This is a genomic window from Comamonas avium, from assembly GCF_014836675.1.
Lineage (GTDB): Bacteria > Pseudomonadota > Gammaproteobacteria > Burkholderiales > Burkholderiaceae_C > Comamonas > Comamonas avium.
The window spans coordinates 99,550-112,978 of sequence record NZ_JACSQK010000003.1 but is presented as its reverse complement, the minus strand read 5'-3'; the positions used below and the strand labels follow the sequence as shown (position 1 = coordinate 112,978).

Annotated in this window: 18 protein-coding genes; 1 reads left to right on the top strand and 17 read right to left on the bottom strand. The window is 56.6% G+C overall.

Features of this window, described 5'->3' with window-relative positions; translation table 11 throughout:
• Positions 1–21: 21 nt before the first annotated feature.
• The 17 genes from rplO to H9646_RS05760 all read right to left on the bottom strand — a co-directional run bounded on the left by rplO (position 22) and on the right by H9646_RS05760 (position 12,389).
• Complete coding sequence (gene rplO / locus H9646_RS05840) at positions 22–453, bottom strand: 50S ribosomal protein L15 (protein ID WP_191722416.1); 432 nt, start codon at positions 451–453, stop codon at positions 22–24.
• Between the two features lie 11 nt (positions 454–464).
• Complete coding sequence (gene rpmD, locus H9646_RS05835) at positions 465–647, bottom strand: 50S ribosomal protein L30 (RefSeq protein WP_191722415.1); 183 nt, start codon at positions 645–647, stop codon at positions 465–467.
• 14 nt (positions 648–661) lie between these two features.
• Positions 662–1,183 (bottom strand): 30S ribosomal protein S5, encoded by a 522-nt coding sequence (rpsE, locus tag H9646_RS05830; protein WP_191722414.1) that lies wholly within the window; start codon positions 1,181–1,183, stop codon positions 662–664.
• Positions 1,184–1,198: 15 nt separating this feature from the next.
• The gene (gene rplR, locus H9646_RS05825; RefSeq protein ID WP_191722413.1) at positions 1,199–1,564 is read right to left on the bottom strand and encodes a 50S ribosomal protein L18; all 366 of its coding nucleotides are present in this window, start codon (positions 1,562–1,564) and stop codon (positions 1,199–1,201) included.
• 11 nt (positions 1,565–1,575) lie between these two features.
• Positions 1,576–2,109: a 50S ribosomal protein L6 gene (gene rplF / locus H9646_RS05820; RefSeq protein ID WP_191722412.1), complete on the bottom strand. Its 534-nt coding sequence runs from the start codon at positions 2,107–2,109 to the stop codon at positions 1,576–1,578.
• A 24-nt stretch (positions 2,110–2,133) separates the two neighbouring features.
• The gene (gene rpsH, locus H9646_RS05815; protein ID WP_191722411.1) at positions 2,134–2,529 is read right to left on the bottom strand and encodes a 30S ribosomal protein S8; all 396 of its coding nucleotides are present in this window, start codon (positions 2,527–2,529) and stop codon (positions 2,134–2,136) included.
• Positions 2,530–2,549: 20 nt separating this feature from the next.
• Positions 2,550–2,855 carry a 30S ribosomal protein S14 gene (gene rpsN, locus H9646_RS05810; protein ID WP_191722410.1) on the bottom strand — a complete coding sequence of 102 codons (306 nt, stop codon included), beginning with the start codon at positions 2,853–2,855 and terminating at the stop codon, positions 2,550–2,552.
• An 8-nt stretch (positions 2,856–2,863) separates the two neighbouring features.
• A complete protein-coding gene (gene rplE / locus H9646_RS05805) occupies positions 2,864–3,403 on the bottom strand; it encodes a 50S ribosomal protein L5 (RefSeq protein WP_191722409.1) in 540 nt (179 codons plus the stop codon).
• 12 nt (positions 3,404–3,415) lie between these two features.
• Positions 3,416–3,736 (bottom strand): 50S ribosomal protein L24, encoded by a 321-nt coding sequence (gene rplX / locus H9646_RS05800; RefSeq protein ID WP_191722408.1) that lies wholly within the window; start codon positions 3,734–3,736, stop codon positions 3,416–3,418.
• 10 nt (positions 3,737–3,746) lie between these two features.
• On the bottom strand, positions 3,747–4,115 hold the full coding sequence (gene rplN / locus H9646_RS05795; protein ID WP_042417471.1) for a 50S ribosomal protein L14: 369 nt from the start codon (positions 4,113–4,115) through the stop codon (positions 3,747–3,749).
• 389 nt (positions 4,116–4,504) lie between these two features.
• Positions 4,505–6,103: a glycerol-3-phosphate dehydrogenase/oxidase gene (locus tag H9646_RS05790; protein ID WP_191722407.1), complete on the bottom strand. Its 1,599-nt coding sequence runs from the start codon at positions 6,101–6,103 to the stop codon at positions 4,505–4,507.
• 216 nt (positions 6,104–6,319) lie between these two features.
• Positions 6,320–8,053: an ABC transporter substrate-binding protein gene (locus H9646_RS05785; RefSeq protein WP_191722406.1), complete on the bottom strand. Its 1,734-nt coding sequence runs from the start codon at positions 8,051–8,053 to the stop codon at positions 6,320–6,322.
• A 129-nt stretch (positions 8,054–8,182) separates the two neighbouring features.
• Positions 8,183–8,491 (bottom strand): DUF2160 domain-containing protein, encoded by a 309-nt coding sequence (locus tag H9646_RS05780; RefSeq protein ID WP_191722405.1) that lies wholly within the window; start codon positions 8,489–8,491, stop codon positions 8,183–8,185.
• Positions 8,492–8,504: 13 nt separating this feature from the next.
• Positions 8,505–9,317, bottom strand: a complete 813-nt coding sequence (locus H9646_RS05775) for a carbohydrate ABC transporter permease (RefSeq protein WP_191722404.1) — start codon at positions 9,315–9,317, stop codon at positions 8,505–8,507.
• Entirely contained in the window at positions 9,310–10,203 is an 894-nt protein-coding gene (locus H9646_RS05770; protein WP_191722403.1) for a carbohydrate ABC transporter permease, read from the bottom strand. Before H9646_RS05770 ends, H9646_RS05775 begins: the two co-directional genes overlap by 8 nt.
• Positions 10,200–11,285 (bottom strand): ABC transporter ATP-binding protein, encoded by a 1,086-nt coding sequence (locus tag H9646_RS05765; RefSeq protein WP_191722402.1) that lies wholly within the window; start codon positions 11,283–11,285, stop codon positions 10,200–10,202. The genes H9646_RS05770 and H9646_RS05765 overlap by 4 nt, the downstream gene beginning before the upstream one ends.
• A gap of 3 nt (positions 11,286–11,288) precedes the next feature.
• Positions 11,289–12,389, bottom strand: a complete 1,101-nt coding sequence (locus tag H9646_RS05760) for an ABC transporter ATP-binding protein (RefSeq protein WP_191722401.1) — start codon at positions 12,387–12,389, stop codon at positions 11,289–11,291.
• A gap of 235 nt (positions 12,390–12,624) precedes the next feature.
• On the opposite strand from H9646_RS05760, the gene H9646_RS05755 reads away from it, so the two are divergent.
• The gene (locus H9646_RS05755; RefSeq protein WP_191722400.1) at positions 12,625–13,389 is read left to right on the top strand and encodes a DeoR/GlpR family DNA-binding transcription regulator; all 765 of its coding nucleotides are present in this window, start codon (positions 12,625–12,627) and stop codon (positions 13,387–13,389) included.
• Positions 13,390–13,429: the final 40 nt, after the last annotated feature.

Below are 13,429 nucleotides of genomic sequence, written 5' to 3'. Positions count from 1 at the left end.
GATGTCTCTTTCAGAACTTAATCAGGCGATGCTGCCACCGGCAGCTTCGATGGCGGCCTTGGCACCGGCTGTAGCGACAATGCCGCTCAGCTTGATAGCCTTGGTCAACTCACCGCTCTTGATAACCTTCACCACCAGGGCGTTGGAAGCTACCAAGTTTGCTTGCTTCAGTGCTGCGACATCAACGTCGGCCAGACCCAGCTGCTCCAGAGCAGCCAATGTCACTTCAGCGTTGAACTTCAAAGTCATGGACTTGAAGCCGCGCTTAGGCAAACGACGTTGCAAAGGCATTTGACCGCCTTCGAAGCCTACCTTGTGGTAGCCACCCGAACGCGATTTTTGACCCTTGTGACCACGACCGGCAGTCTTACCCAGACCGGAGCCGATACCGCGGCCAACGCGACGCTTAGCGTGCTTGGCGCCTTCTGCAGGCTTGATGCTATTGAGTTCCATCATCAATCCTTTCACAGAACCTTCACCAAGTAGGCGATCTTGTTAATCATGCCGCGCACTTCAGGAGAATCCTGCAGTTCGCTGACGCTGTTCAGCTTACGCAGACCCAGGCCACGCACAGTCGCACGGTGCGACTCTTTGGTGCCAATAGGGCTACGAACCAGCTGAATCTTGACAGTTTGTTGTGTTGTCATGTGCTGGACTCCGATCAGGCGGTGAAGATGTCTTCAACCGACTTGCCGCGCTTTGCTGCCACTTCCGAAGGAGTTGTGGAGTTCTTCAAAGCGTCGAGCGTGGCGCGAACCATGTTGTAAGGGTTCGAAGAGCCATGGCTTTTGGCCACGATGTCGGTGATACCGACCACTTCGAACACAGCGCGCATTGGGCCGCCAGCAATAATGCCGGTACCCTTGGGAGCTGGGTGGAGTTCCACGCGAGCTGCACCATGATGACCCAACACAGAGTGGTGGATGGAGCCGCTCTTGAGCGAAACCTTCATCATGTTGCGGCGGGACTCTTCCATGCCCTTTTGCACGGCTGCAGGCACTTCTTTCGACTTGCCCTTACCCATGCCAATACGGCCATCACCGTCGCCAACCACGGTCAGTGCAGCGAAGCCGAGGATACGACCGCCCTTCACAACCTTGGTGACGCGGTTCACCGCGATCATTTTTTCGCGCAGACCGTCGTCACGACCTTCGTCTTGCACCTTGGGGGAAAACTTTGCCATTTTTGTCCGCTCCGCTTAGAACTGCAGGCCCGCTTCGCGAGCGGCCTCTGCCAAAGCCTTCACACGGCCGTGGTATGCAAAACCGGCGCGGTCGAAAGCCACTTTCTCAACGCCGGCAGCCTTAGCACGCTCGGCAATCAACTTGCCGATTTGTGTGGCGGCAGCCACGTTGCCACCCTTGCCAGCGGCGCCCAATTGTGCGCGCACAGTGGCTTCGGCAGTCGAAGCTGTGGCCAACACCTTGGTACCGTCTTCGGAGAAGACGCTGGCGTAGATGTGGAGGTTCGTGCGGTTCACGCTCAAACGCGCCACGCCTTGCTGTGCAATGCGAATACGAGTTTGGCGTGCACGACGCAGACGCTGCTCTTTCTTGGTCAACATATTGCAGCTCCTTACTTCTTCTTGGTCTCTTTGATCACGACCTTCTCATCCACATAGCGGATGCCCTTACCCTTGTAGGGCTCAGGAGGACGAACGGCACGGATCTCAGCAGCCAGCTGACCTACCACTTGGCGGTCAGCACCCTTGATCACGATTTCAGTCGGAGTGGGGGTAGTGATGGTGATGCCTTGAGGGGCTTCGAAGTTCACAGGGTGCGAAAAGCCTACAGCCAGGTTCAACTTGGAACCTTGCACGGAAGCCTTGTAACCCACGCCGATCAGGCTCAGCTTCTTTTCGAAGCCTTCGGTTACACCCTTCACCATGTTGTTGACCAACTGGCGGAAAGTACCGGCCAGAGCGTCAGCATCACGGGAATCGTTTGCTGGGGCAAACGACAGCTTGCCTTCGTTGTTGCTGATAACGACCAAAGCGTTCAGAGCTTGGGACAGTTCACCGCCCTTGCCCTTGACCTTGATGGATTCAGCATTCATAGACACATCCACGCCAGCGGGGATGGTCACATTTGCTTTAGCTACGCGAGACATTTCAGTATTTCTCCTTAATGTCTGTTAGGCCACATAGCACAGCACTTCGCCGCCGACACCGGTAGCACGTGCTTTGCGATCTGTCATCACACCCTTAGGGGTGGTAACAATGGCCACACCCAAGCCGTTTTGGACTTGAGGAATAGCGTCACGGCCCTTGTAAACGCGCAGGCCAGGACGGCTTACACGTTCAATACGTTCGATCACAGGGCGACCGGCGTAGTACTTCAGGGTAATAACGAGTTCAGACTTACCGTCTTCGGTTTTGACTTCAAAACCGTCAACATAGCCCTCGTCCTTCAGCACTTGTGCAATGGCAACCTTCACTTTGGATGAAGGAACCGACACAGTGGCCTTGGACACCATTTGGGCGTTGCGAATACGGGTCAGCAAGTCGGCGATAGGATCACTCATGCTCATCTTGTATCTCTCCTACTTGCTTACCAGCTGGCCTTGGTGACACCAGGGATGTCACCAGCGAAGGCCAGTTCACGGATCTTGGCGCGACCCAGACCGAATTGACGGAATGTGCCACGTGGACGACCAGTGATCTCGCAACGGTTACGTTGGCGAGTGGGGTTGGCGTTACGAGGCAGCTTTTGCAGACCCAGACGGGCTGCATCACGCTCTTCGTCGGAACGCTTTGCGTCACCGGCGATTGCCTTCAATTCAGCGTACTTGGCAGCGAACTTCGCGGCCAATTTTTCGCGCTTCAGTTCGCGCTCGATCAAAGCTTTTTTAGCCATGCGCTACCTCAGTTCTTGAAGGGGAATTTGAACGCGGCGAGCAGTGCCTTGCACTCTTCGTCGTTCTTGGCCGTTGTCGTGATGCTGATGTTCAGACCACGCAGAGCATCCACTTTGTCGTATTCGATTTCAGGGAAAATGATCTGTTCTTTAACGCCAACGTTGTAGTTGCCGCGACCGTCAAACGAACGACCCGAGATACCGCGGAAGTCGCGAACGCGAGGCAGAGCCACGGTCACGAAACGGTCCAGGAATTCGTACATTTGAACGCCACGCAGAGTCACCATGCAGCCAATTGCCTGGCCTTCACGGATCTTGAAACCTGCGATAGCCTTCTTGGCCTTGGTCACCACGGGCTTCTGACCAGCAATTTTGGTCAGGTCAGCCACAGCGTTGTCCATCACCTTCTTGTCGGCCACAGCTTCGCTCACACCCATGTTCAGGGTGATCTTGCTCAGGCGGGGCACTTCCATAGCGGAGGTGTAACCGAACTTTTCTTTCAGTTCAGCCGCGATCTTTTCGCGATAGAGTTTTTGCAGTCGTGCCATGTGTGATGCTCCTTAGGCAGCCTTGATTTCGGCGCCGTTAGACTTGAACACGCGTACACGTGCACCGTCAGCGTTCACCTTAATGCCCACGCGATCGGCCTTGCCAGTCGCTGCATTGAAGATCGCCACGTTGGATTGGTGAATAGGCATAACCTTTTCCACAATACCGCCAGTGGTGCCCTTCATGGGGTTTGGCTTAACGTGCTTCTTAACCAGGTTCACGCCATCGATCACCAGGTAAGAATCATCCTTGCGCGAGGCAACTACGCCACGCTTGCCTTTGTCACGGCCGGTCAGCACGATGACTTCGTCGCCCTTGCGAATCTTGTTCATTGCGCTTTCCTTAGAGAACTTCAGGTGCCAAGGACACGATCTTCATGAACTTTTCGGTACGCAGTTCACGAGTCACGGGGCCAAAAATACGAGTGCCGATAGGCTCCAGCTTGGCGTTCAGCAGAACGGCAGCGTTGCCATCGAACTTCACCAAAGAACCGTCGCCACGGCGGATGCCCTTGGCTGTACGAACTACCACTGCACTGTAAACCTCGCCTTTTTTGACGCGGCCACGGGGAGCGGCTTCTTTGATGCTCACTTTGATGATGTCACCAACACTTGCGTAGCGACGATGTGAACCGCCCAGTACCTTAATGCACTGAACAGACTTCGCGCCCGTGTTATCGGCAACCTCTAAACGAGATTCTGTTTGGATCATTTCAATATTCCCAACTTGCTCCAGCAGATCCGGACAGCCCCAGAGAACTTCTCAAGGGCCAAACGAAGCAGCCAGTCAGTCTTGGGCCCGTCGTCCACCTCCCGGACCATTCCGGAGGGCTTCCCGCTGGGCAGAACTTTCACGCTTTTACACATGAAGCTAGCGATTATCGCAAGAATTTCCTTGCGCGTCAACCGCTTAGATAGCGAAAACCACCACACTTTCGGGGAATGCAGCCCGGCTTTCAGCGTCAATAAAAAAGCATAGCTAACAACGTAGCAATAACGCTTATTTGACGCTATTTAGCTTACAAGACCCCATAAAACAAAGCGCGAGCAGCTTCCTTTTTAGAAGTCTCTCGCGCTTTTAGATCTACCGCACTGGCTTGTTCAGGCCTTGGTCGGCAAATATTGCTGTGCCAGCATGAGAAATTCAGGCAGCTTCACGTCTACGCCCGGCAACTCTTGCTGCAAAATTTCTGCCACACGGGGGGCCACACTGGCTGCCAAGCGAGCGTCCAGAAACAGCAACCGGCAACGGCGAGCCAGCACATCTTCCACGGTACGAGCATATTCATAGCGTGCAGCAAAACGCACCATGGCTTCGCTCAGCCCCTCGGCCAGCATGCGCTCGGCGCCCGGCAAGCTGTGTACAGCAGCAGCCTCTGTGCCATAGACATGCTCGCCCTGCGCAGCGTTCATGCGGTGCTTGACCTGCTCTGGCTTGGGCGCACCCACCAACGGCAGCTTTACCGTGACACCACCGGCACGCGCTGGCAACAGTTTCTGGTCAAAGCACTCCGTCAGCACATCCTCCGCCATGGCGCGATAAGTGGTCCATTTGCCGCCAGTGACAGTGACCAGACCAGACTTGCTGGTCATTACGGTGTGCTCACGGCTGATCTTCTTGGTGTTCTCACCATCATCATCTTGCGGCTTGACCAGTGGGCGCATGCCCACCCAGATGCTGCGCACATCGGCACGGGTCGGACGACGGCACAGGTAGTTACCGGCTTCTTTGAGGATGAATTCAATTTCGTGCTCGAAAGCCAGAGGCTCTCGGGCCAGATCGTGACGGGGCGTGTCGGTAGTGCCCAAAATGACCTTGCCCAGCCATGGCACGGCAAACAGGACCCGGCCATCGGCGGTCTTGGGTACGAGCAGCGCGTGGTCAGAGGGCAGAAATTCACGGTCCACAACCACGTGCACCCCTTGACTGGGCGCCACCATCGGCTTGACCGGCTTGCCCAGCAACTCGGCATCTTGCTGACGAAACAGGTCGACCCAAGGGCCTGTTGCATTGACCACACATTTGGCGCGCACTTCAAAGCGTGCGCCGGTCTCGGCGTCTTCACACACCACGCCTGAAACCTTGCCATCGGTGTGCAGCAATTCCTTGGCGGGGCAGTAATTGACCAGCAACGCACCCTTGACTGCAGCGGTACGCGCCAGAGCCAGCGCCAGACGGGCATCGTCAAACTGGCCATCCCAGTATTTCACGCCACCCTTGAGCGAATCAGTTCGCACGGTGGGCAGCAGACGCAAGGTTTTGTCTTTGCTCAGAAATTCCGTACGACCCAGACCTTCTTTGCCGGCCAGTGCGTCATACATCTTCAGGCCCGCGCCATAAAACGGCGTATCCAGCAGCTTGTAAGACGGCATGACAAAAGCCAGCGGCTGCGCCAGATGTGGCGCGTTATTGAGCAGTCTGGTGCGCTCATGCAGAGCTTCTCGCACCAGGGACACATTGCCTTGTGCCAGATAACGCACACCGCCATGCACCAGCTTGGTTGCGCGCGATGAGGTTCCCTTGGCAAAGTCATGCGACTCAATCAGGCACACCTTGAAACCGCGCGTTGCAGCATCGACGGCAGTGCCTAAACCGGTAGCGCCACCACCGATAATGAGCAGGTCATACGTTTCGGATTGGGCCAAACGGGCCAGCAATTCCGCGCGGTCAGTCGTAACTGGAGAAGAAAAGTTGTTCATGGGCAACGCCTCGTGGATGCACCGCTCCACCCGCTTTCAGCTCGAACAGCGAGCGATAGAGCACAGATAACCAGTGTGCATTTTCGCTCTTTTTCGTTTTTTGTGCGCGATTAAGTTAATTTATGCGCGAAATTGATCAAATCCAGCTGCATCCAGCGAAAAAGAGCAAGCAGCCCATGCCGCTTGCTCTTGATTGTCCTACCTGCTCACAGCAACTCAACGCGCCTTGCCGTTCTTCCACGCATTGAGCAAGCTGTCATAGGCGATGGTTTCCCCTTTGGGCTTTTCATTGGCCAGCTTCTTCCACGGTGCATGCGCATCGCTCAGCCATTTGCCAGGGTCGCTTTTGGGATTGAGCTTGGGTGCGCAATGGGTCATACCGGCACGCTGCAAACGAGCCATGACCTGGTCCATTTCTTCAGCCAGGGTATCCATCGCTACCTGCGGTGTTTTCTCCCCCGTCACGGCCTGCGCCACGTTCTTCCACCACAGCTGTGCCAGCTTGGGGTAATCAGGCACGTTGTTGCCTGTGGGCGTCCAGGCCACACGCGCTGGGCTGCGATAGAACTCCACCAGACCGCCCAGCTTGGGAGCCATATCGCTCATGGCCTTGGACTGGATGTCGGATTCGCGGATGGGCGTTAAGCCGACGATGGTCTTTTTCAGGCTGGTGGTCTTGGCTGTCACAAACTGCGCGTACAACCAGGCGGCGGCCAGACGATCGGGGTTGTGGTCTTTAAAGAAAGTCCAGCTGCCCACATCCTGATAGCCGTTTTGCATGCCCTGCTTCCAGTACGGGCCGTTGGGGCCTGGAGCCATGCGCCACTTGGGCGAGCCATCGGCATTCACTACGGGCAAGCCGGGCTTGGTCATGTCGGCCGTAAAGCCCGTGTACCAAAAGATCTGCTGGGCAATATGGCCTTGCGCGGGAACCGGGCCCGACTCGCCAAAAGTCATGCCCATGGCTTCCTTGGGCGCGTATTTCTTCATCCAGTCGACGTATTTGGTCAACGCAAATACCGCTGCAGGTGAATTGGTAGCACCACCACGCGAGACGGAAGCCCCCACAGGGGTGCACTTGTCGTCTGCTACCCGAATGCCCCATTCATCCACGGGCATACCGTTGGGTATGCCTTTGTCTGCCGCACCCGCCATGGACAGCCACGCATCGGTAAAGCGCCAGCCCAGCGATGGGTCTTTCTTGCCGTAATCCATGTGGCCATAGATGGGCTTGCCATCGATGGTTTTCACATCGTTGGTGAAAAATTCCGCGATGTCTTCGTAGGCACTCCAATTGAGTGGAACACCGAGGTCATAGCCATATTTCGCTTTGAATTTTTGCTTCAGATCGGCACGCTCAAACAGGTCAGCGCGGAACCAGTACAGGTTGGCAAACTGCTGGTCTGGCAACTGATAGACCTTGCCATCAGGGGCCGTGGTGAAGCTGATACCAATAAAGTCCTTCAGATCCAGCCCCGGATTGGTCCACTCCTTGCCTGCGCCGCCCATGTAGTCCGACAGATTCAGGATTTTTCCGTATCGATAATGCGTACCGATCAGATCCGAATCAGAAATCCAGCCGTCGTAAATACTTTTGCCTGACTGCATCGAGGTTTGCAGCTTCTCCACCACGTCGCCCTCTTGAATCAAGTCGTGCGTGACTTTGATACCTGTGATCTCCGAGAAGGCTTTGGCCAGCGTTTTACTTTCGTATTCGTGGGTTGTGATCGTCTCCGAAACTACAGAAATGTCTTTGACCCCTTTGGCCTGCAATTTTTTGGCCGCTTCGATGAACCACTTCATCTCGGCCATCTGCTGGTCTTTGTTCAAGGTACTGGGCTGAAACTCGCTATCGACCCACTTTTTGGCATCCGCTTCACCCGCCCATGCGGCATGACCAGCTACCAGCGCCGCGGCGGCAATGGCGATGGCCCGAACTTGCACTTTCATAGCTGTCTCCTGGTTTGATATTGCTTTGTCCCCGCTGACAGTTCACCTGGCCGACAGGGGAAGATCAGGCCAAGCACACACTCGCCCCATGGCACCCATGCATTCGCGGGTACCGCCGCACCTGCCGCCTTAACCCTTGCGCATCACCAGCCCCAGCAACAGCATGGACAGCACAAAGCTGATCCACACCGAAGGCTCTTGCTCCAAGGACAGCCACTGGGCCATTTTTTCACCCAGCCCCAGCCAGATTAAATTCACATACGCGGCCAGCAGCAAACCTACAAAAAGACGATCTCCACGTGTCGTCTCCATAGGCAGCCAGCCCTTGCGCTGCACCGAAGGGCTGCGAATCTCCCATACCGTCATGCCCGCCAGCATCAGCGCAATGCATGTAAAGAAGATTGCGACAGGCGTCGTCCATGCCATCCAGCTGAGCATCACATCTCTCCTGTTAGACGCGCCCCATCGCAAAGCCTTTGGCGATGTAATGGCGCACAAACCAAATCACGATGGCTCCCGGAATGATGGTGAGTACCCCGGCTGCAGCCAGCGTTGCCCAGTCCATCCCCGAAGCACTGACCGTGCGCGTCATGGTGGCAACAATAGGCTTGGCATTCACGCTGGTCAGCGTGCGCGCCAGCAGCAGCTCCACCCAGCTGAACATGAAGCAAAAGAACGCAGCCACACCCACACCCGACTTAATCAGCGGCAGGAAGATCGTGAGGAAAAAACGCGGAAAGCTGTAGCCATCGATGTAGGCGGTCTCATCAATTTCACGGGGGATACCGCTCATGAAGCCTTCCAAGATCCATACCGCCAGCGGCACGTTAAACAGCAAGTGCGCCAGCGCCACCGCAATGTGCGTATCCATCAAGCCCACGGTGGTGTAGAGCTGAAAAAAAGGCAGCAAGAACACGGCGGGCGGCGTCATGCGGTTGGTCAGCAACCAGAAGAACACATGCTTGTCACCCAGAAACCGGTAGCGTGAAAACGCATAGGCGGCGGGCAGAGCCACGGTCAGCGAAATCACCATGTTGATGGCCACGTAAATCAGGCTGTTGATGTAGCCCGAATACCAGGACGGATCGGAAAAAATCGTGTGGTAATTGGCCCAGGTGAAATTGGCTGGCCACAGCGTGAAGCTGGACACAATTTCTTCATTGGTCTTGAAACTCATGTTGACCATCCAATAGATGGGCAACACTGCAAACACCAGATACAGGCACAGGAACACACTGCGTTTGTGGAAGCGTTTTTCAGTCATGTTTGACCTCTGCGTCACCCGTGCCCACGCGCTGCATCCAGTTATAGAGGATGAAGCAAAGCAGCAAGATGATGAGGAAATAAATCAGCGAGAACGCCGCTGCAGGCCCCAGGTCAAACTGGCCCACGGCCTTTTGCGTGAGGTACTGGCTCAAAAAAGTGGTGGCATTGCCTGGGCCACCACCTGTCAGCACAAAGGGCTCTGTGTAGATCATGAAACTGTCCATAAACCGCAGCAGAACCGCAATCATGAGCACGCCGCGCAGCTTGGGCAGCTGAATGAAGCGAAACACCGCCCACTTGCTCGCGCCATCAATGCTGGCAGCCTGGTAATACGCATCGGGGATGGAGCGCAAACCGGCATAGCACAGCAGAGCCACCAGAGGCGTCCAGTGCCAGACATCCATCACCAAGACGGTGATCCAGGCATCCATGGCGTTGCCGGTATAGCTGTAATCAATGCCCATGCCGTTGAGCGCTGCACCCAGCAAGCCAATGTCGGAGCGACCATAGATCTGCCAGATCGTGCCCACCACGTTCCACGGGATCAGCAGTGACAGTGCAATCAGCACCAGCACTGCCGAGGCTTTCCAGCCTTTTTCCGGCATGGACAGCGCCAGCGCAATGCCCAGCGGAACTTCCACCAGCAACACCGACAGAGAAAACACGATTTGCCGGTACAACGCACTGTGCAGCTCTTGGTCACGCATCACCATGGCAAACCATTCGGTCCCCACAAACACGCGCCGCTCGGGGCTGATGATGTCCTGCACCGAATAGTTCACCACCGTCATCAAAGGCAAGATGGCCGAGAACGCCACGCACAGCATGACAGGCAAAATCAGCAACCAGGCACGCTGATTGAGTGGCTTGTTGGTGGTACTCATGCCTGCAACTCCTCGTTGCGATAAAAGCAGGTGTGTGGCCCAGTCAGCTGCAGCCACACCGTCTCGTGCAATGCCGGTGTGGCCCTGTCTGCTGGCAGGCGCACTTTCAATGCGCTGCCTGCCATCACGGCAGTCAGCAGACTGTGCGTTCCCACATCCTGCACTCGCACCACTTGTGCCGGCCAGGCACCCAAAGAGTGAGGCGCCACCAGTTGCACATACTCCGGACGAATCCCCAGCTGCAGTGTCTGCGCTGCAGTGGCCGCCGCAGACAACCCAGGCGGCGCCGTCACCTGCTGCCCGGCGATATACAGCGCACCGTCGCGCTGCTCCAGGGGTACAAAGTTCATGCCTGGCGAGCCAATGAAATGCCCCACAAAAGCATGCTGGGGGCGCTCAAACAGCTCTTCAGGCGAGCCCACCTGCACCATCTTGCCGCGCGACATCACGACCACGTGATCCGCAAACGTCAAAGCCTCTACCTGATCGTGGGTCACGTAGATCAGGGTTAGTTTCAGTTCATGGTGAATCTGCTTGAGCTTGCGGCGCAACTGCCACTTCAAATGCGGGTCAATCACGGTCAGAGGTTCATCAAACAGCACCGCAGCGACATCAGGGCGCACCAAGCCTCTGCCCAACGAGATTTTTTGCTTGGCGTCCGCCGCCAAACCTGCTGCGCGCTGGTTGAGCTGGCCACTCATCTCCAGCATTTCGGCAATGACACCCACACGCTCCCTGATCTGCGCCTCTGGCACATGGCGATTGCGCAAAGGGAAAGCCAAGTTTTCAGCCACCGTCATCGTGTCGTAGATCACCGGGAACTGAAACACTTGCGCAATATTGCGCTGCTGTGGCGTGCGCACAGTGACGTCCTGCCCATCAAACAGCACCGAGCCGTGAGAGGGCTTGACCAGGCCCGACATGATGTTGAGCAACGTTGTCTTGCCGCACCCCGAGGGGCCCAGCAAAGCGTAGGCACCGCCGTCGGCAAACTCCATGCGCATGGGCAGCAAGGCGTAGTCACTGTCTTGCTCAGGCTTAGGGCGGTAGGCATGGGCCAGGTCCAGGGTAATGCGTGCCATGGTTCAGCCTCCCTGCGCGTGCGCTGGCAGTTGCAGCAAGGCACCGCCCTGATCAGCCGCACGCTCGCTGTCAAATACGTAACACGCGTCTGGCATCAGATACACGCTGATCGGCGCATTCAACGGCACTTTGTGCACCCCCGTAAGCTGTACCACCCAATCGCCCCACGGCAGCTGCACATGCACAAACGTGTCAGAGCCTGAAATTTCGGCCAGATGCACCTGCCCGCGCACTTCCACGCTGCCCGGCTGTGCCTGCAGCGTCAGTGCGCTGGCACGCACGCCGAGTACGGCCGCTGCGTCCGCAGTCGCTACAGGCTGGCGCAGGGCAAGCACCACCCCATTGGGCAGCCGCATCTGCGCGCCCCCCTCTTGTAACTGAACTGGCACCAGATTCATGGGCGGATCGCTGAAGGCGCGTGCCACACGCAGCGATTTAGGGGAACGAAATACCTCTGAGGTCGGCCCGTACTGCAGCAACTCTCCCCGCTCCAAAACGGCGGTGTACCCGCCCAGCATCAGGGCTTCTGCAGGTTCGGTGGTGGCATACACCACCGTAGAGCGGCCTGCCTCAAACAGCTGCGTCAATTCATCGCGCAGGCCCTCGCGCAGCTTGTAGTCCAGATTGACCAGCGGTTCGTCCAGAAGCATCAAGGGGGCATCTTTGGCCAAGGCGCGTGCCAGGGCTACGCGCTGCTGCTGACCGCCTGAAAGCTCTGCGGGCAATCGATCCAAGAAGGGTTCAATGTGCAGCCGCTGTGCCAGGCTGTGCACCTTGTGGGCAATGTCTGTATCCCCGCGCAGCTTGAGCGGTGAGGCAATGTTTTGTGCCACCGTCATGGACGGGTAGTTGATAAATTGCTGGTACACCATGGCCACGTTGCGCTGGCGCACCGGCATGCCTGTGACGTCCTGGCCGTCTACCCACACACGCCCTTCGGTGGGCGTGTCCAGACCCGCCATGATGCGCATCAGACTGGTCTTGCCAGCCTGTGTGGCACCCAGGAGCACGGTCACCACGTTGCTTTGCAATGACAGGCTCATCGGATACAGCCAGGTGGCCGCTCCGACTTTCTGCACTACGTTTTCCAACACCAGTTGCATGTGCACCTCTCGCCCTGTCGCATGAATGAAGTGCGCAAGCACTACCGCCCAAACAAGCTTGAAATCTTTCGATTTCTGATCATTTTTGTTCTTTTCAGGCCATCAGATATAGAAAAATACCCTGACATCTTTTCGTTTGAATTCGCTCTACATTGGCAAACGAAATTAGGATGACAGGCTTGGCAGCCCCGTGCGATGTAAAGGCGGGTTTTATTCACTCCCTGATCTCTAACCCGTGAACTCAAATCCACGTCAACTACAGCTTTTGGAAGAAGTTCGACAGCGGCAATCGGCCACTGTTGAGCAACTGGCAGAAATTCTGGAAGTCACGCTACAGACCGTGCGTCGCGATATTCAAAAGCTGGCAGAAATGGGCCTTCTGGTGCGCTTTCACGGTGGGGTACGCATGCCCAGCGCCACCGTAGAGAACATTGCCCACCCGCGCCGCCAGACCATGCACGCCGAAGGCAAGACACGTATTGCCAAGGCGATTGCGCAGGCCATCCCCAATGGCTGCTCCTTGATTCTGAACATTGGCACCACCACCGAAGCGGTGGCCAAGGCGTTGATGCGACATCAAGGCCTGCGCGTCATCACCAACAACCTGAACGTGGCCGCCATCCTGAGCAGCAACGCAGACTGCGAAGTGATTGTTGCGGGCGGAGTGGTGCGCACGCGTGACCGCGGCATTGTGGGTGAGGCTGCGGTAGATTTCATCCGGCAGTTCAAGGTGGACATTGCCGTCATTGGCATTTCAGCCATGGAACCAGACGGTAGCCTGCGCGACTTTGATTTGCGCGAAGTGAAGGTGGCGCAAACCATCATTCAGCAATCGCGTGAAGTGTGGCTGGCCGCAGACCACAGCAAATTTGACCGCCAGGCCATGGTGGAGCTGGCCAAACTGAACCAGATTGACCGCTTATTTACCGATGCCCCCCCTCCTGCCCACTTCGCCAGCCTGCTGCAAGAGGCTGAAGTGCAGTGCATCGTCGCACAATAAGCAGCCTGCCTTCCCACCAGCGGCCTGAGGCCGCTTTTTT